This window comes from Agrobacterium leguminum, assembly GCF_015704895.1.
In the GTDB taxonomy this organism is placed as follows: domain Bacteria; phylum Pseudomonadota; class Alphaproteobacteria; order Rhizobiales; family Rhizobiaceae; genus Agrobacterium; species Agrobacterium leguminum.
Window position 1 is genome coordinate 11,069 of the sequence record NZ_JADQWB010000022.1, and the last position, 25,132, is coordinate 36,200.

At 56.6% G+C, this 25,132-nt stretch carries 15 protein-coding genes and 9 pseudogenes; 19 read left to right on the top strand and 5 right to left on the bottom strand.

Features of this window, described 5'->3' with window-relative positions; all coding sequences use genetic code 11:
• The first annotated feature begins 174 nt into the window (after positions 1–174).
• The 5 genes and pseudogenes from I3J13_RS22735 to I3J13_RS25850 form a co-directional block, all read left to right on the top strand.
• Complete coding sequence (locus I3J13_RS22735) at positions 175–636, top strand: (2Fe-2S)-binding protein (RefSeq protein ID WP_196380318.1); 462 nt, start codon at positions 175–177, stop codon at positions 634–636.
• Complete coding sequence (locus tag I3J13_RS22740) at positions 633–2,927, top strand: xanthine dehydrogenase family protein molybdopterin-binding subunit (RefSeq protein ID WP_196380319.1); 2,295 nt, start codon at positions 633–635, stop codon at positions 2,925–2,927. The genes I3J13_RS22735 and I3J13_RS22740 overlap by 4 nt, the downstream gene beginning before the upstream one ends.
• A gap of 55 nt (positions 2,928–2,982) precedes the next feature.
• Entirely contained in the window at positions 2,983–3,339 is a 357-nt protein-coding gene (locus I3J13_RS22745) for a c-type cytochrome (RefSeq protein ID WP_236001101.1), read from the top strand.
• 398 nt (positions 3,340–3,737) lie between these two features.
• Positions 3,738–4,670: an XdhC family protein gene (locus I3J13_RS22750; RefSeq protein WP_196380321.1), complete on the top strand. Its 933-nt coding sequence runs from the start codon at positions 3,738–3,740 to the stop codon at positions 4,668–4,670.
• Between the two features lie 143 nt (positions 4,671–4,813).
• A pseudogene (locus I3J13_RS25850) lies at positions 4,814–5,000 on the top strand (4Fe-4S cluster-binding domain-containing protein); the annotation flags it as partial.
• Between the two features lie 98 nt (positions 5,001–5,098).
• Here I3J13_RS25850 and I3J13_RS22755 read toward each other — a convergent pair.
• Positions 5,099–5,973: pseudogene (locus I3J13_RS22755) on the bottom strand (LysR family transcriptional regulator).
• 244 nt (positions 5,974–6,217) lie between these two features.
• Between I3J13_RS22755 and I3J13_RS25975 the strand changes: the two are divergent.
• The 7 genes and pseudogenes from I3J13_RS25975 to I3J13_RS26075 form a co-directional block, all read left to right on the top strand.
• Positions 6,218–6,565, top strand: coding sequence for a nitrilase-related carbon-nitrogen hydrolase (locus I3J13_RS25975; RefSeq protein WP_338081655.1), 348 nt, complete (start codon positions 6,218–6,220; stop codon positions 6,563–6,565).
• On the top strand, positions 6,559–7,092 hold the full coding sequence (locus I3J13_RS22760; protein ID WP_268884167.1) for a nitrilase-related carbon-nitrogen hydrolase: 534 nt from the start codon (positions 6,559–6,561) through the stop codon (positions 7,090–7,092). Before I3J13_RS25975 ends, I3J13_RS22760 begins: the two co-directional genes overlap by 7 nt.
• Positions 7,037–8,125, top strand: a complete 1,089-nt coding sequence (glk, locus tag I3J13_RS22765; protein ID WP_196380322.1) for a glucokinase — start codon at positions 7,037–7,039, stop codon at positions 8,123–8,125. Before I3J13_RS22760 ends, glk begins: the two co-directional genes overlap by 56 nt.
• Before the next feature lie 170 nt (positions 8,126–8,295).
• Positions 8,296–8,816 (top strand): annotated as a pseudogene (locus I3J13_RS22770) (recombinase family protein).
• A gap of 5 nt (positions 8,817–8,821) precedes the next feature.
• Positions 8,822–9,097 carry a DUF4158 domain-containing protein gene (locus tag I3J13_RS26105; RefSeq protein WP_476774945.1) on the top strand — a complete coding sequence of 92 codons (276 nt, stop codon included), beginning with the start codon at positions 8,822–8,824 and terminating at the stop codon, positions 9,095–9,097.
• Positions 9,094–9,375 (top strand): annotated as a pseudogene (locus I3J13_RS26110) (DUF4158 domain-containing protein). The gene I3J13_RS26105 and the pseudogene I3J13_RS26110 overlap by 4 nt, the downstream one beginning before the upstream one ends.
• A gap of 757 nt (positions 9,376–10,132) precedes the next feature.
• Positions 10,133–11,587: pseudogene (locus tag I3J13_RS26075) on the top strand (transposase); the annotation flags it as partial.
• A 573-nt stretch (positions 11,588–12,160) separates the two neighbouring features.
• On the opposite strand, the gene I3J13_RS22780 reads toward I3J13_RS26075, so the two are convergent.
• Entirely contained in the window at positions 12,161–12,712 is a 552-nt protein-coding gene (locus tag I3J13_RS22780) for a YbhB/YbcL family Raf kinase inhibitor-like protein (protein ID WP_236001107.1), read from the bottom strand.
• Positions 12,713–13,077: 365 nt separating this feature from the next.
• On the opposite strand from I3J13_RS22780, the gene I3J13_RS22785 reads away from it, so the two are divergent.
• On the top strand, positions 13,078–14,661 hold the full coding sequence (locus I3J13_RS22785; RefSeq protein ID WP_196380323.1) for a Na+/H+ antiporter: 1,584 nt from the start codon (positions 13,078–13,080) through the stop codon (positions 14,659–14,661).
• Between the two features lie 301 nt (positions 14,662–14,962).
• Positions 14,963–15,697: an NAD(P)H-dependent oxidoreductase gene (locus I3J13_RS22790; protein ID WP_196380324.1), complete on the top strand. Its 735-nt coding sequence runs from the start codon at positions 14,963–14,965 to the stop codon at positions 15,695–15,697.
• Positions 15,698–15,822: 125 nt separating this feature from the next.
• Here the strand turns inward: I3J13_RS22790 and I3J13_RS22795 are convergent, their stop codons facing one another.
• The 3 genes from I3J13_RS22795 to I3J13_RS22805 form a co-directional block, all read right to left on the bottom strand.
• Entirely contained in the window at positions 15,823–16,068 is a 246-nt protein-coding gene (locus I3J13_RS22795; RefSeq protein WP_196380325.1) for a transposase, read from the bottom strand.
• Positions 16,069–17,210: 1,142 nt separating this feature from the next.
• Positions 17,211–19,520, bottom strand: coding sequence for a methyl-accepting chemotaxis protein (locus tag I3J13_RS22800; protein WP_196380326.1), 2,310 nt, complete (start codon positions 19,518–19,520; stop codon positions 17,211–17,213).
• Between the two features lie 887 nt (positions 19,521–20,407).
• Positions 20,408–21,403, bottom strand: coding sequence for an AraC family transcriptional regulator (locus tag I3J13_RS22805; protein WP_196380327.1), 996 nt, complete (start codon positions 21,401–21,403; stop codon positions 20,408–20,410).
• Positions 21,404–21,709: 306 nt separating this feature from the next.
• On the opposite strand from I3J13_RS22805, the gene I3J13_RS22810 reads away from it, so the two are divergent.
• From I3J13_RS22810 to I3J13_RS22820, 5 genes and pseudogenes are all read left to right on the top strand, one after another.
• On the top strand, positions 21,710–22,624 hold the full coding sequence (locus I3J13_RS22810; protein ID WP_196380328.1) for a LysR family transcriptional regulator: 915 nt from the start codon (positions 21,710–21,712) through the stop codon (positions 22,622–22,624).
• 262 nt (positions 22,625–22,886) lie between these two features.
• A pseudogene (locus I3J13_RS26020) lies at positions 22,887–22,991 on the top strand (hypothetical protein); the annotation flags it as partial.
• A gap of 440 nt (positions 22,992–23,431) precedes the next feature.
• Positions 23,432–23,545: pseudogene (locus tag I3J13_RS25860) on the top strand (AAA family ATPase); the annotation flags it as partial.
• 272 nt (positions 23,546–23,817) lie between these two features.
• Positions 23,818–23,919, top strand: a pseudogene (locus I3J13_RS25865) (IS630 family transposase); the annotation flags it as partial.
• Between the two features lie 122 nt (positions 23,920–24,041).
• Positions 24,042–25,069 (top strand): annotated as a pseudogene (locus I3J13_RS22820) (IS110 family RNA-guided transposase).
• The last annotated feature ends 63 nt before the right edge of the window (positions 25,070–25,132 follow it).

Genomic DNA, 25,132 nt, shown 5'->3' on the forward strand with positions numbered 1-25,132 from the left:
CACCGTCTTCGGAAATACGTACCTAATCGTAAAATACGTTTTGAGGCACGATAAAAATGTACACCGACTGCAGTGCCAGCAACGTCTCGGCACGAACAGCAAGTGTCACGCAACAAGCCGCGGGACCTTCTAGGAGGGAGGCTCAGCTTTAGCTTGATGAACCGGAGCTCATGCATGACCACTTTCAAAATCAATGACAGAGACTACACCTTCGATGGTGATCCCGACACACCCTTGCTCTGGTATCTCCGAGATGAGTTGGGACTGACTGGCACGAAGTTCGGTTGTGGCCAAGCATTGTGTGGAGCTTGCACGATTCACGTTGACGGCGATGCGGTCCGTGCCTGCCAAACCCCGATTTCCGCTGCTGAGGGTCGCACGATCACGACGATCGAGGGCCTGTCGCCTGATGGATCGCACCCCGTACAGGTGGCCTGGCGCGAACTGAACGTCATGCAATGCGGCTACTGTCAGAGTGGGCAGATCATGCAGGCGGCTGCTCTTTTGCAGGCCAATCCTAAGCCGACCGACGACGATATCGACGCTCAGATGAGCGGGAATATCTGTCGGTGCGGAACGTACCCTCGCATTCGAGCAGCGATCAAACAGGCAGCGCAGAACGGGGTGGCACCATGACCGAGACTCGCACTGGTGCCAACGCAATCACCAACGTCAGCCGCCGCAACTTTCTATCGGGCATTGGCGCCGGTAGCCTCGTTCTCGCGATGGGCTTGCCGACCGCGCAGGCAGAAGAGACCAAGTATGCCGGAGAGGGTATGCCTCACGGGCTTCGGGACGACCCTCGGATCTTCGTCGCGATCGATCAGGATGGGATCGTGACAGTCCTCTGTCATCGCTCGGAAATGGGGCAAGGTATTCGCACCAGCCTTACAATGGTCATCGCCGATGAACTTGACGCCGATTGGGCGCGGGTACGCGTCGAGCAGGCGCACGGCGACGAGGCGCATTTCGGAAATCAGGACACCGATGGCTCGCGAAGCATGCGCCATCACTTTGCGGCATTCCGCAGATGTGGAGCCGCCGCGCGCGCCATGCTCGAACAGGCGGCCGCTGCCCAGTGGAAGGTACCAGCATCTGCGGTCAAAGCCATCAACCATGAAGTCGTACACCAAGCCTCCGGAAGGCGACTGGGCTATGGCGCGCTAGCTCAAGCAGCGGGGGCTCTCTCGGTGCCATCTGCCGAGCGCTTACGGCTGAAGCAGCCATCGGAGTTCCGCTACATCGGCCGTGGCGAGATCGGTGTGATCGATCGGTATGACATGACAACCGGTCAGGCTCGGTATGGGATTGATACTCGCCTCGACGAGATGCTATACGCCGTCATTGCTAGGCCGCCTGTTTATGGCGGTTCTGTCACCAGCTACGACGATACTGACACGCTGAAGGTGCCGGGCGTTGTCAAGGTCGTGACGGTCGACACGATGCCGATCCCAACTGAATATCAGCCCCTAGGCGGCATCGCCGTCGTGGCAAAAAGCACGTGGGCTGCGATAAAAGGGCGCGAGGCGCTCAAGATCACTTGGAACGACGGGCCAAATGCAATCTATTCCTCCGACACTTACAAGGCTCTTCTAGAGGAACGCGTGCGCCAGCCGGCACTGGCCGTTCGCAACGAGGGAGACGTTGATGCGGGAATGAGCCGGGCCGCGCGCCGAGTCGAGGCCGAATACTACATCCCACACCTTGCGCAGGCCCCAATGGAGCCCCCGGCGGCGGCTGCGCGGATTGTGAACGGTAAGGTGGAGATTTGGGCCTGCGCTCAGTCTCCGGAGGCGGTCCGCAGCAGGGTATCGAAGCGTCTTGGATTGAAGCTGGAGGACGTTACGGCAAATGTGACGCTGCTTGGCGGTGGCTTTGGCCGCAAATCAAAGGTAGACTTCGCGGTGGAGGCAGCACTTCTCTCTCAGGCCATGGGCGGCACGCCTGTCAAGGTGACTTGGACCCGCGAGGATGATCTCCAGAATGGGTTCGTTGGAACTGTCTCTGTTGAACGGCTCGAAGCCGGACTGGATGCTGCAGGCAAGCCAATCGCCTGGCTGCATCGCAGTGCCGCACCGTCGCTTCTGGCAATTTTCGCGCCAGATCCGAAACACGAGTCGGCTATTGAGCTTGGCCTTGGCCTCGTAAATACACCCTTTGCCATACCCAATTTGCGGATCGAGAATCCGGAGGCCGAAGCGCATACACGTGTGGGCTGGTTCCGGTCGGTTTCTAACATCCCCCATGCGTTCGCGATCCAGTCGTTCGTCGCCGAGCTCGCGGCAGCAGCCGACCGCGATCATAAGGATTATCTGCTGGAACTTATCGGCCCGTCGCGTCGCATCGATCCGCGATCAGTTTCAGATAAGTGGAACTACGGTGAAGACCCCGCAGTGTACCAGCTGGATACAGGTCGTCTGAGACGCGTCATCGAGACGGCGGCTGAACAGATCGGATGGGGCCGCCAACTCCCGCAGGGACGTGGCCTTGGCATTGCAGGCCACTACAGCTTCCTGACCTATACGGCCGCGGCAATAGAGGTTTCCGTCGATGCCAACGGAATTCTTACAATCCCTCGCGTGGATATCGCGATCGATTGCGGCCCGCAGATCAATCCCGAACGAATTCGTTCTCAGCTCGAGGGTGCAGTTGTTCAAGGTGTAAGCCTCGCGACCACTGGTGAGATCAGCTTCAAAGATGGTCGCGTCGAGCAATCGAACTTCGACACCTATGAGGTGACGCGGATCGACGCCGCCCCGCGCGAGATCCACGTTCACCTTCTCCCAGATCCGGACTACTCAACCCCACTCGGTGGTGTAGGAGAACCTGGAGTCCCGCCGATTGCCCCGGCGCTTCTCAACGCCGTATTCCTAGCAACGAGCAAACGAATTCGACAGCTACCGATCCGCGATCAACTCGCGAGCTGACATCGATCTCTAGAAGACACGAAAAGACAACGCTATGTACTCACTTGGAATAACAATGCTTGCGGCCGTCGTCATACTCGGGCCTGCGACGTCAAGAGCTTCAGCCCAGGATCTTTCGGCCGAGGGGCAGCGCCAATTTCGCGCGCGATGCGGCGGATGCCATGCGGTCGAAGCAGGCAAGACAGGGATAGGTCCTAACCTAGCGGGGGTCCTCGGCAGGCGTGCCGGGTCTGCGAGTGGTGCACGATACTCGCAGGCACTTGCGAACGCCACCATTACCTGGGATGCCGCGACTCTCGACCAGTTTCTTACCAACCCAAAAGCGCTGGTACCAGGCACGTTGATGGCTATCAGTGTCAAGGATGCGAATATACGCGCCGCTCTGATTTCCTATCTGGCGACCGTTCATTGATCGAATGTTGCCTCATAGGGTGAATCACATATGCCGCCTGAGGCCCACAACGTTATTCGCTGCAACGTGGCGGAACCCTCTTTTCGATACACTGGCTCCCGCACGGCGGGGCCGCGTCTTGAGTGAGCAGAAGATCAAGGCTGGCAGGATGTTCAATTTCGAGGTGTCTTTAGGACGTGGCCGAGGTCTGCCGAGCAGTGTACGATCAAGGGCGCCCATAGGAGTGTGACAGGTCTTGGAAGGTCGCGACTATATGTGGCTGGCCGCAGCCGTGTCGAATAGCGCCTGTGGCTTTGTCGACCAGCTTTGATCTCGCACCCTGGAAGATCGATGGAAGATCCACTTGGCTGGCGGTCATCCCGAAGCGTGCAACTGGCGACGCAGATCAGGAAAAGTGTATGAACAATGTTGTTGAGCTTATTATTCCGACACCTGTTCAGGCTCTTGATACCGACACCCCCAACGAAATCCTCAGATTTGCAGCGGAAGCGTTTGTGATAGGCAAGGTTGCTTTAGCGACGCTCGTCGAAATCCGGGGAGGGGCCGCGCGCGCGCTCGGCGCGCATATGGCCGTGGCCGAAGACGGGCGCTTCTGTGGATATGTTTCGGGCGGTTGTGTCGAGGCAGCTGTAGCGACGGAGGCGCTGCTGACCATGGCGGAGGGCTGCGATCGCATGGTCAAGTTTGGTGATGGATCGCCATTCTTCGATGTTGTGTTACCCTGCGGCGGAGGGATCAGCGTGGCGATCCATCTGCTGCGCAGCGCCACGGCGTTGGAGCACGTAATCGAGTGCCTCGGAATCAGAAAATCAGCCGGGCTCGCTTATTCCCCTTCGGATCAGACGCTCTCCGTGATTGAGGCACCCGAACGTGCGTCTTGGTCTGACGGATCGTTTATTCGCTCCTATCATCCTCGAACACGCGTGGTCATATCTGGTCGAGCCATCGAGGTCCGAGCCGTCGTGCGCCTGGCTGAAGTTTCAGGTTTCGATATCATAACGGCCGGCACCGGGCGTGACGGCGTTGATGTCGTACCGCTCATAGATCCGTTCACAGCTGTTGTACTGCTGCATCACGACGTTGATGCCGAGATGTCGCTCCTGCGTACGGCCCTGGATTCTGAGGCGTTCTATATTGGGGCACTGGGAAGTTCCCGAACTCATCGAAGACGCATGCACGAGCTTATGCATCTCGGCATCAGTAAGGCTGATATCGAGCGTATAAAGGCCCCCATCGGACTATTTGGACCGGCAAAAGATGCGTCCACGCTAGCGCTATCCGTTCTCGCCGACATTGCGTCCGTCCGGCTTGCTTGTCTGAGCTCTCTTTAAGAAAAGAACATGCATATGTATATGTATATGTATATGTATATGTATATGTATATGTATATGTATATGTATATGCATGTTCATTCCATACCAATACTTGGCGCAATGAAGATGATGGTCCATGCACACGGCCGAACGTTACTTATCTGCACGTCTTTGTTACCGATTGTTGTGATTTCCGCTTCACTTACTGCATGGCAAAAAATGTGACTTCCTGCCAAAAAGGCATTTGCTGACGCGAGGAACTGGACTGGCTCTGTTCTCGGTTTTCCGTGGAAAGGCGTGCGCAAGCTACGGCTGGTCGGCGGTGAGCCTTTGGCCCCCAAGAGCATCCATGCATCTCATCCGCAACTTATAGCGTCACCTAGCAGCAGACTCAACGAATTCGGGTGTGAGTAGTAACGGAACAGAAAACCTACATAAGCGTCAGGCTACCTGTCAGAACTGCGTCGACCTGCCGCAAAATCGGTAAACCTCATGAGGAGCGGGTTTACGCCCTCCCGTCGCCAGCAGATTCCAACGGGCCAGGAGGCCGCCTCGTCTTGAAGCGGGTGGTTGTCGGTGCTGCCGCCCAACGCGGACACTCCGGTCAAGGGGAGGAAAGCCACGCCTAGTCCGGCAGCAACGGCGTGGACCGTCAGGATGTCGTCGGCATACCGGACCGTGCGTGGCTCGAAACGTGCCGCGCGGCACCATCGGCCATCTGCGCGGCAAGCCCGGATCCGCGTTCAGGTATTAGTGCAACGAAGCCCAGCCCGTTCAGATTGGAGAGTTGATCTAATGGAGGCATCGTCGTGCCGTGCGGCACGACAAGTGCCAACCTCTCTTCCAGAACCGGTTGGAAGGACAGATCATCGCCCAAAGGCGCTCGACAGAAGCCGAGATCCAGCGTGCCATCCCTGAGACGCCGATGTTGCTCGCTCGTCGGCATGTCGTTCAACGTGATCTCACAATCGGGCACCTCTGCGCGAAACGCAGCAACAAGTCGCGGCACGAGTTCCAACATGGAGATGCCGAAGCCTATATCGAGATGCCCGGCAAGGCCGGACTTCGCGCGGGCAAGCTTGCCACAGATCTCATCGCTCAGCTTCAGCAACCGGCCGGCCTCCTTCAAGAGCAAGCTGCCCAGCGGCGTCAGCTTGGCACCGTGACGGCCGCGCTCGACGAGACTGCCGCCGACTTGATGCTCAAGCGCTAGAATTTGCTTTGATATTGTCGACTGGGTCATGTTGAGCCGCGACGCGGCAATTCCGTAATGACCGGCTTTAGCGACTTGCACGAAGGCACGGAGCAGTTTCAGTTCCATTCCTAACTCGCATTAATGGTGTCGACAATTTCACTTTACTGAATGGGTGTGACGGATCAAGTCTGTAATTCGCAGCAGTCAGGAGGTTGTGCATGTCGCTCAAGGTTTCTTCGATCCAGTTCCAGCACCGCGCAGGTGACAAGGCTTACAACCTATCGCGCATCACCGATTTCACGGATATGGCCGTTAAGGCGGGCAGCCAGTTCGTCGCCTTTCCGGAGATGTGCTTACCGGCTATTGGCACGTGCCGAAGCTCGACAAGACTGGGCTCGACGCGCTGGCCGAACCGCTCTCCGGCCCGTCGATGTCGCACGTTGCAGCGCTGGCAAGCGACAGAGGCATCGCCATTGGGGTGGGCTTTGTCGAGAGTGAAGGCGGGAAGTTCTACAACTCCTACGCCGTCTGCATGCCCGACGGGCAAGTCCATTGCCACAGAAAGCTTCACGCTTGGGAGCATCGCCTGTTCTCTAGCGGGAACCGCTATACTGTCTTCGACACGCCGTGGGGCATTCGTGTTGGCATCCTAATCTGCTGGGACAACAACCTGATCGAGAATGCCCGCGCGACCGCCCTGATGGGGCCGAATTGCTGATCGCCCCGCACCAAGCGGGCGGCGGCCAGTCGGTTAGCCCGCACGGAATGAAGCGTATCCCGGTCGAGAAATGGACCCGGCGCCACGAAGACCCTGCCGCGATAGAGGCTGAGTTTCGTGGCCCGAGCGGCCGCGAGTGGTTCATGCGCTGGCTGCCCTCGCGCGCTCACGACAACGGCATGTTCCTGATCTTCACTAACGGCGTCGGCCAGGACGAAGACGAGATTCGGACCGGAAACGCGATGATTCTTGATCCCTATGGTCGCATCATTGCCGAGACCTGGGTGGCAGAGGATGCGATCGTCACGGCCGAACTAGATCTTGAGCTGCTCGACAAATGTACTGGTCAACGCTGGCTCAGGGGCCGCAGGCCGGAACTTTACGGCGTCCTGACCGAGCTTCGCCCCGACAACCTATCTCCTATGGATGCGCGCTTCTCTAATGCTCCAACCGCAATTCTGCGGATCAGTGATGCGGATTCTTGCGGGCGACATTGGTGGCACGAAGGCGTTGCTCGGACTCTATGAGTTCGACGGCGCTGCGGCACGCCTCGTACGAACTGATCGATATGCAGTCAGGGATTTCGGCAGCCTAAACGACGTGGCACAGCGCTTTCTCGGCGTTGATCGCGCGGACATCGCCTGTTTCGGCGCACCCGGCCCCAGCAACCCCGACCGCATGACTATGGCGAATCTCGACTGGGTGCTAGACAGGCGCGACTTGTCCAAAAGCCTTGGTATCGAGACGGTTCTTTTGACCAACGACATCGAAGCGACGGGCCACGGGCTTTCGGCGCTTTCGTCTGCACAGCTCAGTACATTAAACGCAGGAGAACCCGCCGAAGTCGGTACGACGTGCGTGATCGCGGTAGGAACCGGCCTTGGTACCGGGTTCCTGACCCTGCAGTGTGACCAATATGCTCCACAACCATCGGAAGGGGGACACGTGGACTTTACGCCTCGCGATGATGACGAGGAAGACCTTACCCGTTATCTCAGGAGGAGGCACGGAGGCCGCGTTAGCGTCGAAACCGTGGTCAGCGGACAGGGCCTGACCCTTATCTTTCGTTTCCTGCGCGATGTTCGGGGGATGGGCGAGCCCGTCTGGCTGGCGGACGAGATCATGCGGGCTGACGACCCGAACCCTGTAATCTCGCGTGTGGCTATGGAAGGGCAAAGTGCGCTCTGTGAGCGCGCCCTCGATATGTTCGTCGCGGCCCTTGGCGCGGCTGCGGGAAACCTGGCTCTGACAACCTGTGCGACAGGCGGCGTCTACCTAGCAGGAGGTATAGCGCCGGCCATTCTCAAAAAGCTGAACGACGGAACGTTAATGCGAACCTTCACGGAAAAGGGACGCCTAAGCAAATATGTCAAGTCGATGCCGGTCCATGTCGTTCTCGACCAGTCAACGGCGCTCCAAGGCGCGGCAAAATATGCGCGGACTCATCAGCGCGAGCCCAGGGTGATTTGGGTCGAGCCTCATCCAACCGCTCAAGTGCAGACAATTCCGAGACTCACGAATCCGGTCCGAGGCGGAGCGCACGGCGCCTCGGGAAAGTGATCCAAAACCTCCCATCAAACCCCGGTTTGATGGAACGCTACGGAACGGATCACCAACAATTCGGAAAAGCAGCCAAATTTCATAAATAGCCGTGCAGAAACCTATAGGCGATAAACTCCCTGCCGTCTAAGTTTATATGAAATAGGGGGCTACCGATGCTGATAGGCTAGATGCGGGTTTCGACCGGCGAGCAGAATCTCGATCTTCAGCGCGACGGCCTGGAGAAAGCTGGGTGCGAGAAGATCTACGATGACGTGTGCTCAGGTCGGGCTACCGACCGTCCCGGCCTTGCAAAGGCACTAGAGATTGCGCGGGCGGGTGATGCGCTCGTCGTATGGAAACTCGATCGCATCGGAAGATCGCTTCCCCATGTCGTCGGCCTAATGAACGACCTGCAACAGCGTGGGGTCGGCCTCAAGGTACTGACCGGAGACATGGATACGACCACGACGACCGGCCGTCTTGTCTTCGGCATCTTCGCGACATTGGCCGAATTCGAGCGCGATTGCAGGTCTAGCGGCCGCACGCGCCCGTCGCAGGGCCGGCGGCCGCCCGCGATGTCGCCGCCGAACTCGGCATCTCCTTGTCGACACTCTATGCCTATGTCGATGCGAGGGGAAAGCCACGTGAACGGGCCAACGAATTGCTCGCCCGTCGCTCGATGAAGCGCGATACCGCAGCGAAGGCCTGACGACCTTGCCGGTTGATTTCCTGAGCGACAACCAGGCGCGAGAATATGGCCGCTTTCCAAGCGAACTGACGCCAGACCAGTTAGCCCGCTATTTCCACCTCGACGACGTAGACCGCGCATTCGTCGCCTTGCATCGTGGTGATCACAATCGCCTGGGCGTTGCTGTCCAGCTTGGCTCGCTGCGCATGCTCGGTGTCTTTCTGGAAAAGCCGGAAGACGTTCCCGTTCGGCCCACCGCTACACCGCTCGCCAGCTTGCCATTGCCGAACCCGAGAAGTTGATTATCGATTATGCCCGCAGCGAAGGACGGTGGCGACATACTCCGCGCATTCGGCAACACTATGGCTACCGGACCTACACCGACTACGGTGTTGCGTTTCGGCTCAATCGTTTTCTGTATGCCCTGTGCTGGACGGGATCCGATTGACCCTCCGCTCTCTTCGAACGGGCTGTAGCATGGCTGCTGGAAGCCAAGGTCCTTCTGCCTGGCAAGTCAGTGTTGGAAAGGGCGGTGGCGAGAGTGCGCGTACGGGAACCAACCGCCTCCATAAATTGCTGATTGGGACGATAACACCGGAACAGCGCATACGCCTCGACAGTCTGGTAGCGGTTCCGGACGGCGAACGACAAAGCCCGCTCGACCGGCTGCGTGATTGCCCCTACATTCAAAGTGGCCGTGAGATCAGCCGTGCTGTCGGCCGGCTTGAGGAGATCCGCGGGCTCGCCAACGGATTGCCATCTATCGACCGCTTGCCACCCGGCAGAGTCACCGCAAGCTGTTTCCCGATTGCCGGACGATCGCCGCGCTGCGACTCTACTGGCCTTCGACTCTTGAGGCTTCGGCCGGAGATGATGTCATCGACCTGTTGGATGCAGTCACGACATCGATGGTGTCGGAGGCAGCTTCAGCCACCAAACTGGCTCGCTTGAGGTCTCTGCGCGATCTCGATGCTGCAGCGCTGAAGCTGCGGGACGCGGCAATCGTCATTCTCGATCCCGAGACGCCCGATGACGCCGTGCGCACTGCTATCTTCGACCTGATCGATGAGCAGACGCTCGGTGCAGCCGTCGAGCGTGTCGGCACCCTCGTGGAACCGCACGACGACACTTACTTTACCGAACTCAGGAAGAACAACCGCAAAATCGCCTATACACCGGGCCTGCTTGACGGCCTCGATCTCGGTGCGGCCCCCGCCGGTCGCCCGTTGCTGGAGGCGATTGACTATCTCCGTGTCGTCCAGTCCGGACACAAGCGCGCCGGTCCACCGCCGACCGCCTTTGCGCCGAAGATTTGGCTCCCTCAATTGAGGACCCCTGACGGGGCGGTCGATCTCACCGGATATAAGCTCTGCGTTCTCGACGGGCTTCGTCGCGCCATCCGCCGGCGCGATATCTTTCCGGTGCGTTCACTTCGCTATGCCGATCCTCGGAAGGGATTGCTTTCAGGTCCGGCATGGGAGGCGGCTCGCCCAACAGTTTGCCGCACCGTCGGGGTTTCCACCGTCGCAGATGAAGAGCTTCGGCGTTTGTCGAGCCGGCTTGATCTGGCCTATCGGGAAACTGCCGAACGTATTCCGATGAACCCGGCCGTCACCATCGTCAACATGGCGGAAGGTCAGGACTGTCGCTTGAGCGTCTGGAAAAGATCGAGGAGCCGCCAAGCCTGACCGCACTGCGTGCGGCGATCGACGCGCGCGGCTGAGCTGGGTGAAGCAGAACTTCCTGCGCGCCGAAACGCTGACCGCTGCCAATGCCGCCCTCGTTTCGACACAAAACGCAATCCCTCTGGCACGAAAATGGGGCGGCGGCGAAGTGGCGTCTGCCGATGGGTTGCGCTTCGTCGTTCCGGTCCGCACCATTCATTCCGGCCCCAATCCTCGGTATTTTGGGCAGGAGCGCGGGGTCACCTGGTACAATCTCGCCTCCGATCAGTTCATCGGCCTCAATGCCATGACCGTTCCCGGCACCCTGCGCGACAGCCTCAACCTGCTCGCCGTTGTTCTGGAGCAGGAGACCGAATTACAGCCGACCGAGATCATGACGGACACGGCTGGATATACCGATACGATCTTTGGCATATTCTATCTGCTCGGATACCAGTTCAGCCCCGCATCGCGGATGTCGGCGGCGCACGATTCTGGCGTGTCGATGCGAAGGCTGATTACGGCATCCTCGACGACATCGCGTCGAACAGGATCAACATGAAGCTGATTATCGACCATTGGGACGATCTTCTCCGGCTTGCCGGCTCTCTCAAACTCGCCGTCGTTCAGGCTGCCGGTCTGACCAGCACCCTTCAGACCAACGACCGGCCAACACGTCTCGCTCGCGCCTTGCAGGAACTCGGTCGGCTGATCAAGACCCTCTATCTCTTGCGCTTCATCGATGATGAAAATTACAGATGCCGTATCCTCGTCCAACTCAATCGCGGTGAAGGTCGCCACCAGCTCGCCCGCGTCATCTTTCACGGAAAGCGAGGCGAGTTACGCCAGCGTTATCGGGAAGGCCAGGAAGATCAGCTCGGCGCGCTCGGCCTGGTCGTCAATCTTGTCGTGCTCTGGAATACGATCTACATGGACGCCGCCCTCAACCAGCTCGCCTCCGAAGGCTACGAGGTCAGGCCAGAGGATGTCGCGCGCCTGTCGCCGCTCAGTTTCCGCCACATCAACATGCTCGGCCGATATGCCTTCACGCTTCCGGAATTCGTCGCGCGAGGCGAACTTAGGCCGCTACGCGATCCCAACGCCGCCGATCCGGACGACGAGCCGTGAAATCCTTATGTAGGTTTTCTGTTCCGTTGCTACTCAGACCCCAATTCAGCCTGACGACCAACGGCTCACAGCTGAAACGCCATCCGCGGAGCTTAGGAACTGTGGCGTGCGCCGCATATAGCTAGACGGCAATCTCAAACGCTTGGCACAAAAATCCGGGACGGCCCGGGGCGATCCGCTATGCGGCTTTCCCGTTGGATATCGCTTTGGCGATTTCTTGATGAGGGTAGCGTCGAAATCGATAGCACTGGATACACGTTATATCAGGTTTTGAATATAACAGGTTCTTGGGTTCGATGTGCCTCAAGGCGCGAACAGAAGGAGAAGATAACGCTTCTGGGAGCTTCATCTGACGCTTGCGGCACCGCAATGGCCTCGCCCGAATGAGCCAACCAAGTCTCGTTTGGCGATGTCAGAGCTTTCTTGCCGTTGTCCATTATGACAGGTGATCGGCCGATCAATGGTCAGCCGTCTTAAGCGCACTGCCACGCGTTAAATCATCCCAGCGGCTGTGCGCCAACACCAGCCTGTACATAGATCTTTCGGAATCGACTGAAGTGGTTGCAGACTACGTTAACGTCTCGCTTTAAATGTTATTGTCGCTTCGCCGAGCTTCTTAGCGTTTGTCATGAAACCAACGATCGCGCCAGAGGTATTTGCTGGCAGATCAAGTTTCTCGACACTTAGCGCCTTGACCGTGATGACATAACGGTGCGTCTGACCTTCTGGCGGGCATGCCCCGAGAAATCCCGCTGCTCCGGCGTCATTGTTGGTTGTCAACACACCCTCCGGCATCCTACCGGCTTGCGATCCGACACCCTGTGGAAGTTCGGATACGGAAGCCGGAATATTGATGACGACCCAATGCCACAAGCCGGAACCGGTCGGCGCATCGGGGTCATACATGGAAATGGCAAAACTCTTGGTTCCCTTCGGGGCATTCTTCCATGAAATCTGTGGTGAAATGTTCCCACCTGTGCAGCCGAAGCTATTTGCGAATTGCGCTTGAGTTAGCTTCCCATCGACTGTTGTCTCCGTGCTGGTGACAATAAATTTTGCCGCTTGGGCGCCGGTTATTGTGAAAAGCGAACCCGTAAGACCGAGCGCAAGCATAATTTTCTTCATGGAACAATCTCCTTTTCGGGATTACATTTGACGCAATCTTGCTAGCAGGAAAGTCCACCTGAAATTGCGCAACCTCGCTCAATTATGTGGTCATCCGATCAATGTGCGAGTTGAGCTACTTTTACTCCGCCGCTGCCATCGTACAACGACACAAGAGGTCAAAAACAAGCGTAGATATCCATATCTTCCATATAATTGAGATTGCGCAGTCCGCGGCCGTGTTCCATCCGACGACCGGCCGATAAACTCATGCCTTGATGCCGACCAACAGGGGCGGCTGCCGGTCAATCTCGTCGTCTCGACTTCATTCGACATTGGCTTTTGATAGGACCGGTCAGTATTACGACCACACTGGGAGCCCACGGATGAGCGGAACGCACCTTTTCGAACTTGTGATCGCGATGTTTCTGGCAATCATTGCGCTCCACTATTTAGCTCGTCGGCTCAGCCTTCCGCCGTCTGTAGCGCTACTTGCAGGCGGTATCATGCTAGCATTCATTCCAGGTCTTCCTACCATCACCGTTGATCCAGAGCTCGTGCTAGTGATCTTCCTGCCACCGCTCTTGATGGATGGGGCCTGGTTCATCGCGATTGGCCGCCTAAAACGGCATATTTTCGGCATCGCATCTCTTGCTGTTGGCGCGGTTTTCTTTACATGCATGGTCGTCACTGTTGTCACTCACATGCTCTTTCCGTCTCTGTCATGGGCGGCGTGTGCCGCACTCGGCGCTATCGTCTCTCCGCCAGACGCCGTGGCAGCACGTGCCGTTCTTGAGCGGGTGGAGCTGCCTCGACGGCTTGAGATCCTGCTGGAAGGAGAAAGCCTGTTGAACGATGCCAGCGGCCTCGTATTGTTCCGGTTTGCGGTCGCCTCAGTCGCGACGGGAACCTTTGACGCGGCCGCGGCGGCCGGCAGCTTCCTAGTTCTTGCGCTCGGCGGCGCTGGAGTGGGCACCGTCGTTGGCTATGCTTGGGTGAAGTTCGTCAGCAGACTTGGCGATGAGTATCTTATAATAGCAACGACGACGTTGCTCGCTTGGATTTCTTATCTCCTCAGTGAAACGCTACAGGTGTCGGGAGTCATAGCCACTGTAACAACGGGATTGATTGCCACCTGGCATCAGCATACCGTTTTTTCTGCAGCGACACGCATCCGAGGCACATCCTTCTGGACCGTAGTCGTGTTTCTAATGGAAGCTGCGGTATTCATTCTGATCGGCCTCTCGTTACGAGACGTTGTAGAGCGTGGCGGAGGCTTCGAAACCCTGCTTTCGACGATGGGATTACCCGCGCTTGTCATCCTCGTCGCGCTCGTCTTAGCACGCTTTGCGTGGGTATTCGGTTCCGAGGGAGTGGTCAAATTTTTCAACTCCATCGGCTTTGCTTCGACGCAACCGCTTAGCATCGGCGGATCGACGGTTCTCGGCTGGGCGGGAATCCGCGGCGTCGTTACGCTGGCCCTTGCCCTCAGTTTGCCAGAAGACTTCCCTGGCCGCGATTTTATCTTGGTGACGTCGGTCACGGTGATCCTCGGAACTGTTCTCGTACAGGGGACTACGCTCGGACGCGTGATTCTATGGGCGCAGCTCTCCGAAGCTGAATCCGAGAAGGCGCCACTGACCATAAGTCAAGCAGAAGCGGCGATGGCGCAAGCGCAATTTATGACAATCCAGAAACTAGCGTACGACCCCGAAGGAGAATTGATACACCCGCAGCTTCTTCAACAGTATGAACGCCGCGCAACTGCGATGATCGACTACGCAGCTCGGACGGAGGAGTACGCCCCGACCCTACACGCTCACTTCGACATCATTCTTGCAGCCGTCGCCACCGGTCGCGAGGAACTCATTCGGCTCCATCGGTTGGGAGAGATCGATGACGAAACATTACTGGAACTTGAACGGGATCTTGATCTGGAAGAGCTAAGTGCCATTTCCGCCAAAGCATGATTTCTTTGTTACAAAGACCCGGTTGGCACCCACACCGCTTCAACATCGTTGCTTGAAGGAACACCGCAAAACCTAAAACCGAGAAAATCGGAGCGTAGCGCGATTGCACTCAATTTCTACCGCATTCTACAGTGTGCCACATTCGTCATTAACAGCCGGAGATCCACCGGCAGACGCGGATCCTAAACTTCGAAAAACGCGGTACATAGTTCGGCTGCGTTGATCGATTTGCAGTCATCAGGTGTGGGTAATGCTCTTATGCCACATGCTACGTCGTCCCAAGAGCGAAGAAGGAATTATCATGAACCAAGCCATAGAGAATCGGACCTTAAACACCTCAGACAACGCCTCAAATCGACTTAGGCATGCTTTGATTGTGTTCGTTCATCCTGAACCACGCAGCTTCAATGGAGCGTTGAAAGATGTTGCCGTAGAAACGTTGTCTAGTCTGGGCTGGACCACCGAAATCAGCGACCTCTACGCAGAGAGCTTTAACCCCGCAGCTGGTCCAGGTGACGTCCGCGCAACGCAGTCAACCGACCGAGCCTTTTCGTTGATGCGTGCGCAACGCTTGGCCTCGACGACCGGAGGATACACTGAGGAGATCGAGCGTGAACAGCATCGTCTAGCGCGCGCCGATCTAGTAATTTTCCAGTTTCCCATCTGGTGGTACTCCGTACCTGCAATGCTGAAGGGCTGGTTCGATCGCGTGCTTACACATGGCTTCGCCTATGACGACGAAAATCTGTTTGAAGATGGCTTTTTGCGCGGGAAACACGCGCTGATCTCGTTGACCACCGGTGGTAACGCCGATGAACTGGCCGCAGACGCTGACCGCACCGGAACGCCGGAAGACTGGCTGCGTGCAGTGCAGGGCGGCACTCTAGGCTTCGTGGGTATGCACGTGCTACCGCCCTTTATTGCTTTTGCTCCGAAGTCCTTAGACGAGGTCTCTCGGCGTGCAGAACTGGTGCGCTGGCGGGATCATTTGGCCAAGGTGACCGCTGCCACTGAGCCGACTTGCCAGTATCGATGATTGACATCAGTGGTCTCTGTTTCGTGGACAGTTTGATGGTCGTGTCAAGCTTTCCACAGCTCTGTTGCGAATTTCCACTTTGGCTACAGTGAAGTTTAGTGGATACCGCACATAGTCACGCGGCTCTAACCGTTTCCAGGTAAGCCTCCGGTGAAGGCCGCAGGTCCCGTCTCGGTCTGCGGCTCGTCGAGCCGGCACAGCTCTTTGCGCCAACGAAACAACTGGCTGACATGGATACCAGCCGCGCGGGCAATCTCGGAGATGACCGCGTCTGGCTCAAAGCAGGCAGCGACCAGGCGCTCTTTGTCTTCTCGTGACCAGCGCCGACGGCGCTCTACGGACGTGATCACCTCAATTGGATGCTTCGTCATATGACTACTCCTAGTGTTACCACTAGGACTGGCAGTCAGAAGGCCGTCATCGCAAGACGGCCTTCACCGTGGGCTTACGTTTCCAGACTTTGAGCGCGCGACGCTACTGCCACTGGGAGAAGACCCAGTCCAAGTTTTCAGATTATCAAATACTGTGATTCCGTCAGATAAAATTTCTGAGGAACTCAGCGGTAACCTCACCGCATTGATGCATGTTAGGCAAACGGAGGGTTCGTTTGTGCAAACAGTTCCTACGAACAGGCATAGTATTTCAAAAGTCTGCTGTGAGGGGAGCGGACCGATACCGTCGTCGCCCGAGTTACCGTGTCGGGTTTACGCTCGGGCGGTCATCTCACGCGTGGGGGCGACGACGTGTGTGGGCTGGCGGTAAACTCGCTTTCACAGGAGATTTTAGGCTTGGAGACGAAAGGGGACGAAAATCATTCATATCAGACGTCTTCCTTATGGAAGGCCGGAGCGGCTCTTTTTTCTTTGTAGCAGTCGATCACGAATATTGCACCTCCTGCGGTTTGGTTCCGAGCGAGCGTCACAACATCGTTTACAGGGAACAGGAATCAAGAACTGCCAGCCAAACCGGCAGATTTACTCGCTGGGTTCGAGCCCGACCTCAACTTTTCGGTTGACGCCGTGCACATGCGTATTCCTTTGCTACCTTTAGTGGTCACCGAATTCACTACGACTGTGACTATTGCGACAACGAGGAGGGAGCATTCCGGGCTGGTGGTGCGCGGCCGCTACAGGCAATTTTTTGATTGGGCTCGCTCATAAGATGAACGGCAGCCGTTTTCCGTCGCTTTTCTCTTACTACGGCCTCAATCCGCTCTTCGATAGCGCCGCATTCAGTATGAATATCAAACACGCTGGCGATAAACCGTAGCTTTGCATGGCCAATGCATTGGGAGTGGCGACGATGACCGCGACGGCCAGCATCTGACCAAGCTGCGTTTTTATAGCGTGAACTAATGCGATGACGAGTTCGCACTAGCGCGCAGCACGGTAAAGCTCGATCTGACGGCAGCGCCGCCTGTACAGGCTTTCGCTGGCACAATACAATAAACACTGGCTCGATCGAACCAGTGTTTATTGTCGACAGTGTTTGCGGTGCAGGCGCTCTGCTGTGTTCAGAACTCCTCCCAGTCAGTTGCAACCGCAGCTGCCGTGGACGCTCCGACGGTAAGGGCCCGAACAATCTTGTTATTGAGTTTGCGTGCAGGTGAGACGGCCGGTACCACATTGGCGTTGACTGCTTGAATACGCACGGCCTCACCAAGCTTGAATCGAGCGAGAAGATCACGCAACTTGGCCGCTTCACTGGCCAGACTTGAGGCCGCTGCTGTTGATTCTTCCGCCATCGCGGCGTTCTGCTGCGTGCTTTGATCTATCGAGTTTACTGCGGTATTGATCTCGGCAAGCCCCGTCGCCTGCTCCTTCGCAGAGCCCGCTAAGGCACCCACGTAGCCGTTGATCTCACCAATAAACTCACTGATCGTCTTGAGTGCTTCGCCAGCATCCCTTACCAGCTTTACGCCGCTTTCCACCTCAGTGCTCGAATTCTGGATGAGCCCTTTGATTTCTTTGGCTGCCTGAGCCGATCGCTGGGCAAGCTCCCTGACCTCTTGCGCTACGACAGCAAAACCTTTGCCCGCCTCACCCGCCCTTGCGGCCTCCACGCCGGCATTGAGTGCCAAGAGATTCGTCTGGAAGGCGATTTCGTCGATGACACCGATATTGCTGGAGATCTGCTGCGAACTCTTCTCGATTCGCCGCATCGCTTCCTCAGCATGAGCCACGACTTCGGCAGAATTCACCGCACTGTCATTGGCCCGGTTCGCCAGCGTACGCGCCTCTTCGGTCAGCTTTGTCGAAGAAGTGACGTTGGCAACAATTTCGTCAAGTGCGGCTACGGTTTGTTCCAGCGAGGCCGCCTGCTGTTCGGTTCGTTTCGACAAATCATTAGCGCCATCATTAAGTTCCTTCGCCCCCCCGTCGATGAAGTGCGTGGCTTCGGCTACAGCCTTCATCGTTTCTCTCAGTTGCGCAACCGTGTTATTGAAATCACTTCGCACACCTTCGAGCTCGGACGCAAACGGCTGATCCAATTTACATGCCAGGTTGCCCGACGACAAATCCTTCAGACCGACGGCGAGGGCGCGAGCAGCTTCCTCCATTCTTACCGCGCGGGCTCGGTCTTCCTCGGCAACGCTCGCTCGCTCCTGCTCATTCTGGATGCGGTCGGCGTTCGCGCGGCTCTCTATATCTCTAGCGCGCCGTTCGTTGTCCCTTAGAATCTCAACCGCTTTTGCCATGGCACCGATCTCGTCTGTCCGACCAGCGCCATCAATGCTGACTTTCAGATCGCCTTCCGCCAATGCGTTCATCGTTTTTGCCAATCGTTCGACGGGCGTTGCGACGATGCGGGAAATAAGCCAGCCAAGAATCGCGACTGCAACGATGACCGCAGCGAAGCCTTCCATCATCACAAAGCTTTGCTTGGTGAGTGAGGCGTTGATGGTTTCCAGAGGGATGTCAACGACGGCCACCCAGTTCATGTCGAAACGACCGATCTTGAAGGGTAAAAAAACACGTTTGACCTTCGTTCCATCTTGCCATTCGAGCGACTGAACGGTCTTTGCTCGCCCGCTTTGAAGTGCGGCCTGTAATTGTTCACTACCGTCTCCAGATCCGTAAGGCTTGGCGAGAAGCGAGCTGTCGGGATTGGCAACCCAAGCGCCATTGGAGGACAGGATAGTGACACGGCCCGTACCCAACGGTTTGAGTTTGCTAATCAGAGTAGAGAAACTACCTAGATTCACTGCGTTGCCAGTGAGCCCTATGACTCTCTTATTAACTTTGATCGGGTAGACGATTACAGCGACCAACGGCGGCTGGTCTCCGATCGGGTATACGAACGGATCGGTCATAGTGCCCTCACCGGTGGTTATTGGTTTGGTATACCAATCGAGATCAGGACGCCGTTCGAAAGTCGCAAGCGAAATGCTACCATCAGCCTCGCGAGCATGAACAACTGCGAATGAGCCTTCATTGTTTGTGGTGGGAGCTGTCGCCTCGCCTTTCTTTCCATCCAATGCTAGCGGTTCCTCGATGAACCAGCCATTGAATGCATCTGGGAACGCCTTCAATTTGTCCAGCAACGCTCCCGTGATATATGGACGGCTGAGCATACCTTGTGTGTAGGATTGGGCAAACAGAGCTGCCGTCGCGCGTGCCGCGCCGTCATATTCCAACAACGCTGCGGAAACGGATGAAGCGACTTGGCGCGCCTCGGCATCCATAACTTGGTTACTCAGATCGGTAGCTGTCGATTGCGCGTTCGACCAAATATAGATAGCAAGTGGAAACAGGACCGCAAGGAGACCAATCCCCACAAGTGCAACAAGCTTTGTGCTTATTGAATGAATTCTCGTACCCATCTTAAACGCCCTCGTCCCTTAGAGAAATAGATGCCTAGGAAGAGGAGGAACACCGAGGGCCGATTAACGGAGCTTTAGTTTTAAAAGACAAACCTCAGACTCCTGACGATTATTGAAATTAGAGGATAGAAATTATCGTTTTCGGATATTCTGAACCGCCGCTGACCTGTCAGGCATCCTGGGCCGATCCAGTGGAATTGCTGGTGATTATACCCTGATTGAGGTGATTGTCATTGGGGCCACGTATTCCTCAACTAAAGGGCAAGCGGCCCCAGCAGGATCGAAAAGCCAACCGTGGAGCTCCGTTCGTGGGCAGGGGAGGGCTGCGAGCTGTGTGAGACTGCGGTTTGACCGCAACGCAGAAATTTTATGGCATTCACATGCCGTCCTTTGGAGGTAGTTGTGCCAGACTTTGCTTGCACGGCTTTGGAAGGGATGGCTGGTAACGGGACCACCTCGTAAAATGTAGTATCCGAATTGCTGGGACCTGGGCGGTGGCCACATTGAGCCTCGCGAGAACGTTGAGGGCAGCGCTGCTGCGTGAAGCTCAAGAAGAGGTTGGATAACTCCAGTGCGGTTATCCCAACAGGAGTGAGCCTACATCGCTGGTTGACGAACGCCGCCATGCAGCGGGTCACCGCAGCACAGGCCTCGCTTCTCGGTGCGATTGCACATCCAGATATTCCCCGGGTTTTCATTGAGCTATTAGAAACGTAACCGTGCTTTCAAGGAGAATCCGTTGTAGAGGACATAGCACAAGCCAACACGTTGCGTACTCTGGGTTGCCAAACAAACTGGACAAGACGATTTATTTTATAGGCCAATGCGGCTTGATCAATTCAACCTTGCAATCGATGGCGTAGCCATGCTTAGGCACTCCCGCGTCATTATGGTCTTGCGGCGACCGATGTACCTCTAAGCGCGATACGCAAGGTCTCTGAGGGAAGACATCCGTATCGGATCGTATAGTCGGTGGCGAAACGGCCGGCGTGTGTGAAGCCCCATTTCAACGCGGTTTCGCCAACCGATTGACCAGCTTGGGCATTCTTGAGGTCGCAGTGTGCGGCCTCCAATCGAAGATATCTCAGATAAGCCATTGGGGTCACCGTCTTGAACTCGCGGAAGCCGTTATTCAGGCTACTCATGCTGACACCGCAATTGATAGCGATCTCCGTTAAGGTCAGCGGCTTTCCTAGATTCGCCACCATAAAATCAATCGCGCGCTTCACGTGACGAGGCAGAGCTCCCACACGGCGGTGCAAGTCTTGAGACAGACGATGGGGCTGCGTCTCGATGACCATCTGGAATAACGCTTCGGTGAGGTTCGCGGCTGCGATCGGTGCCCGCGTCAGCGGTTCGCCGGGGCCGGCAAATCCAATCCTCAGCGAAGATACTATTTGCCTCATGAGAAGAGTTGCACCTGCCGACATATTCAGTTCTGGCTTAAAATCCAGTTGACCTGTCACCGGCCTTTCGAGGATATCAGCCACTCGCCTATTAAGTTCCTCGAGTTCTATATTGACTAGGAAGTGCTCACGTGGACCGTGGACGTGGACGTGCCCTCTCTCGCGGATATCAAGGATCGCACCTTGATCCGCTGAAGTTAGTATCTCGCGGCCATCAAAGTTAAACTCGCCGTTGCCGTACTCCGGCAGTACGATCAGCACCCTCTCGCGCACACCATGGTGCGCAACTCGAAAAGTGCCTTCATAGCGGTATCGGCCGACACTTAGCCCACGGAGCCTTGTGAAGCCCGCATTATAGTGAAATGGTGTACCTGCAACCGGCTCCACATGCATCTTAACGGTCGCGCTCGATAGCGCGGCGCCTAGCTCTTCGGCATCGCTGCCGTTAAACACGAAACTCTCGACGCTGTCCGTCATTTCACAAACTCGCACACGCCAAACCCACAAAAAAGGGCGAGGCTTGTTTAACGAACCGCTTGCTAGCGTAGATCAAAGCACTGACGCAATTCAAAGGGAGGTAATTTCGCTGGCATCGTGCACCATTTAAATATTTCGCAAAACGTTACGCAGCGAGACTGCTGCATCTGCGAAAAGACTTCGTTGGGAGAGCTTCACGGCAATATCCTCGATTTGTGAACAAGGAAAATCTATCATGTCAGGCTCTCGCCTCAATTGAGAGACGGCTTATAACTTATATCATCCAAGCTTATTAATAGAGATTCCATGGACCAACTATCACTTCTGTCCTGTTTTGTTCGTGTCGCCGAGAGCGGCAGTTTTTCGGTTGCCGCTCGAGACTTAGGGCGGAGCCAGTCAGCCATCAGCCAACAGATCCGCGCTCTTGAGGCTCGGCTGAATGCACGGTTGGTCGACCGAACCACGAGACGCGTCTCTCTCACTGAAGCTGGAACCCGTTACCTTGAGAATGCGAAACTTATTTTGGAGATGTTGGCCGAGGCGGATGCGACGGTCTCCAATTTAGAAAATTCCATGACAGGCCGTCTTGCGGTAAGCGGGCCGGTGAACTTTGGCACCTCAGTCCTTGGCAGGTTTCTGTTTGAGTTTCGACAAACCCATCCCGGACTTCAACTGGACGTGTCGCTTTCTGACCGCTTCGTTGACCTTATCGCAGAAGGATTTGATGTAGCTATTCGGATGGGAGCAATATCCGATCCCAATCTTGTCGTCAGAAAAATTGGAACGGTTGAGAGACGCCTTGCAGCAACACCGAGCTATCTTGACCGCGTTGGCCGACCGCGGACGCCCAAGGATCTGGAGAAGCTCGACTACGTCGTTCATTCGCACATAAAAGGGGGCGAGCGGTTCACTCTCACAAATTCTGATGGAGGGGCCGAGCAAGTAAGCGTCAGTCCCGCGCTGCGATCCGACAACTCTCATTTGATCTGTGAAGCGATTGCCGGGGGCGTGGGAGTGGGAGTAATCCATGAAATCCTTTTGACGCCCATGGTTGCGAGTGGTGTGCTCGAGCAAGTGCTACCGAACTGGAGATATGAGCCTCAATTAGTTCACGCCGTTTATCCGTCAAACAGATACGTTCCTCGTAGAGTGCGGAAATTTGTTGATGGATTTGCGGCGTATTTGCACGAGCGTGGAGCGCTCGTCGAAGAACGGCTATAATCGACATAGGGTCAATCGAAAGTTTCCAGCGCGCCTTCGAAATCGCAAAGGAATTGATCTCGAAGGCGGTTCGCGAACGGGCGCGATGCCCACACTGCGGATTCCGACGTGAAGCCGGCCGGCATTCCGATCAATATCCGGCCACCGTTCCGATTTGAAGCCGGCCACGATTCCAATCAATTACCGGCCGGATTTCGGCACTAACGATCCCCTCTGGGTCAGCAACTTTGGCATCAAGCCTCCCGATACACGGGAGATTTTGATGCCGGCAAAGAGAAAGCTGACCATGAGACAACTACGACAGATGCTCCGGCTCGCCGGAAGCGGAACCAGCAGCCGCGAGATCGCAGTGATCCTCGGCGTTGCCCGCAGCACCGTGCAGGATAACCTGAAGCGGGCAGCCATAGCGGGGCTGAGCTGGCCATTGCCAGGAGACCTGACAGACGATGCTCTGGAGCCGGCTTTCACCCGCGCCGGCGTCAAACAGGGACAGCGACGACGTCACGAGCCGAACTGGGCAGAGCTTTCCATCGAGCTGAAGAAGTTCGGCGTGACGCCGCTGATCCTGTGGGAGGAATATCGCAGCGTCAATCCCGATGGTTATGACTATAGCCGTTTCTGCGAGCTGTTCCGCGGCTTCGAGCAGCGCCTGTCGCCGACAATGCGCCAGGAGCATGCGGCCGGCGACAAGGTCTTCGTCGACTATTCCGGCAAGAAGGTGCCGATCGTCGATCGCAAGACCGGCGAATTCCGCGAGGCAGAGCTGTTCCTCGGCGTGCTCGGCGCGTCGAGCTTCACATTCGCTGAGGCAATCCAACGATCGCCGATGCCGTCCTCGACCGCCGTGTCCACAACGCCTACCGCATCGAACTGTCCGGCGAGAGCTTGCCAAAGCAGCGTCAAACACCATCCGCCGCTTGACCGCGTGACAATCACGAGCCATTCAAAACAACGACCCAGGGGAGCACCGACTGGCCGGCTTCGTTTCGGAATCAATGGCCGACTTCATCGGAATGCGCACCCACACATCGAATCGCGCTTCGGCGCCTCATACACCATCGACTCGGAACCAGGATCATCGCAGCCAAGAGCGCGTCCGATGAAAGCGGAATCGGCGTGAGGACTCCTTTTCAAAGCGTTCTGTGATTCTCTCTTCCTGTTTTTGATTTGTCGGAGGGAACATGGCGTGAGCATTGAGAGATAATCTTCACCACCAGGTTCTGGCTGCGTCGGTTGGAGGGGTGTCGCACGGTCAGTTTGCAGCGCGGTTCGGGATCGGGATTTCGACGGCGATTGCCTGAACCGCGAGCGCCCGGCAGGGTCGACCTGAATAGATGGCGTGGTTGCCGCTCTTCCCACCCGGCACGTTCTGTCAGAGGATGGTCGGGTTAAATCCAGCGGGTGGGAGGATGGCAGCATGACATACGACACGATGATTGGGATCGATCTGGCGGAGAACGTTTTCCAGGTTCATGGAGCTTTTGCTTTCCGGAGAGGTAAAGTTTCGGCGGAAGCTATCCCGGCAGCATTTTCGAAGATTTATGGCCGGGCAAGGTGCTTCGATCGTCGTGATGGAGGCATGCGGAAGTGCTCATTACTGGTCACGCGAGATGACAAAACTCGGCCATGAAGTACGGCTGATAGCCCCACAATACGTTCGTCCATTCGTGAAGCGTCAGAAGAACGATGCCGCAGATGCCGAAGCGATTGTCACAGCCGCGCAGCGACCGGAGATGCGCTTCGTTACGCCGAAACTGGAGGAGCAACAGGCACAGGCGCTTCTTTTTTGCGGTAGAGAACGACTTGTACGTCAGCGTACCGAACTGGTGAACGCACTACGATCAGTCCTCTACGAGTTTGGGCATCCGATCCCTCCGGGCATCGGGCAGCTTACGCGGATTGAGGCAATGGCCGAGGCTGAGAACAGCGATCTGCCAGAACTGGTTTGTGACGAATCCCGCGACCTCCTGCTGCAGATCGCCGAGAAGACGCAACGGATCGAAGTGAAGTCAAATTGGCGCTCTGGCAAAGATTACGGACACAGCGCGTCGTTTGCAAACAATGCCGGGCGTTGGATCAATGAGCGCGCTGGCCGTTGAAGCATTTGCTCCGCCCATGGAAAGCTTTCGGCGTGGGCGAGACTTCGCGGCCTGGCTGGGCCTGGTACCGCGGCAGCATTCGTCGGGAGGAAAGGAGCGGCTTGGACGAATATCAAAGGCCGGACAAGCCGATATACGCCGGCTCTTGATCATGGGAACCATGTCGCGCTTGAACTGGCTTGGGCGAAGGACGATCCCGGAAAGGTCTTGGCTATCTGGAATGTTGGCCAGGAAACCGAAAATGCTTGTGGCTATCGCGCTTGCGAACAAAATGGCCAGAGCGATCCGGGCCATGCTGACAACAGGCAAGGATTATAAGAACAATGCACAGACTGCTGCTGCATGACAGAGGTGTGGCGCAAGGCAGTTTAACGTCGGTGACGGAGGTGTGAGAAAGTCGACGACCCAT

Bases quoted from the DNA above. Each gene is read 5' to 3' on its own strand.
- I3J13_RS22735 (WP_196380318.1), top strand. From the start codon at position 175: ATGACCACTTTCAAAATCAATGACAGAGACTACACCTTCGATGGTGAT.
- I3J13_RS22740 (WP_196380319.1), top strand. From the start codon at position 633: ATGACCGAGACTCGCACTGGTGCCAACGCAATCACCAACGTCAGCCGC.
- I3J13_RS22745 (WP_236001101.1), top strand. From the start codon at position 2,983: ATGCTTGCGGCCGTCGTCATACTCGGGCCTGCGACGTCAAGAGCTTCA.
- I3J13_RS22750 (WP_196380321.1), top strand. From the start codon at position 3,738: ATGAACAATGTTGTTGAGCTTATTATTCCGACACCTGTTCAGGCTCTT.
- glk (WP_196380322.1), top strand. From the start codon at position 7,037: ATGCGGATTCTTGCGGGCGACATTGGTGGCACGAAGGCGTTGCTCGGA.
- I3J13_RS22780 (WP_236001107.1), bottom strand. From the start codon at position 12,712: ATGAAGAAAATTATGCTTGCGCTCGGTCTTACGGGTTCGCTTTTCACA.
- I3J13_RS22785 (WP_196380323.1), top strand. From the start codon at position 13,078: ATGAGCGGAACGCACCTTTTCGAACTTGTGATCGCGATGTTTCTGGCA.
- I3J13_RS22790 (WP_196380324.1), top strand. From the start codon at position 14,963: ATGAACCAAGCCATAGAGAATCGGACCTTAAACACCTCAGACAACGCC.
- I3J13_RS22795 (WP_196380325.1), bottom strand. From the start codon at position 16,068: ATGACGAAGCATCCAATTGAGGTGATCACGTCCGTAGAGCGCCGTCGG.
- I3J13_RS22800 (WP_196380326.1), bottom strand. From the start codon at position 19,520: ATGGGTACGAGAATTCATTCAATAAGCACAAAGCTTGTTGCACTTGTG.
- I3J13_RS22805 (WP_196380327.1), bottom strand. From the start codon at position 21,403: ATGACGGACAGCGTCGAGAGTTTCGTGTTTAACGGCAGCGATGCCGAA.
- I3J13_RS22810 (WP_196380328.1), top strand. From the start codon at position 21,710: ATGGACCAACTATCACTTCTGTCCTGTTTTGTTCGTGTCGCCGAGAGC.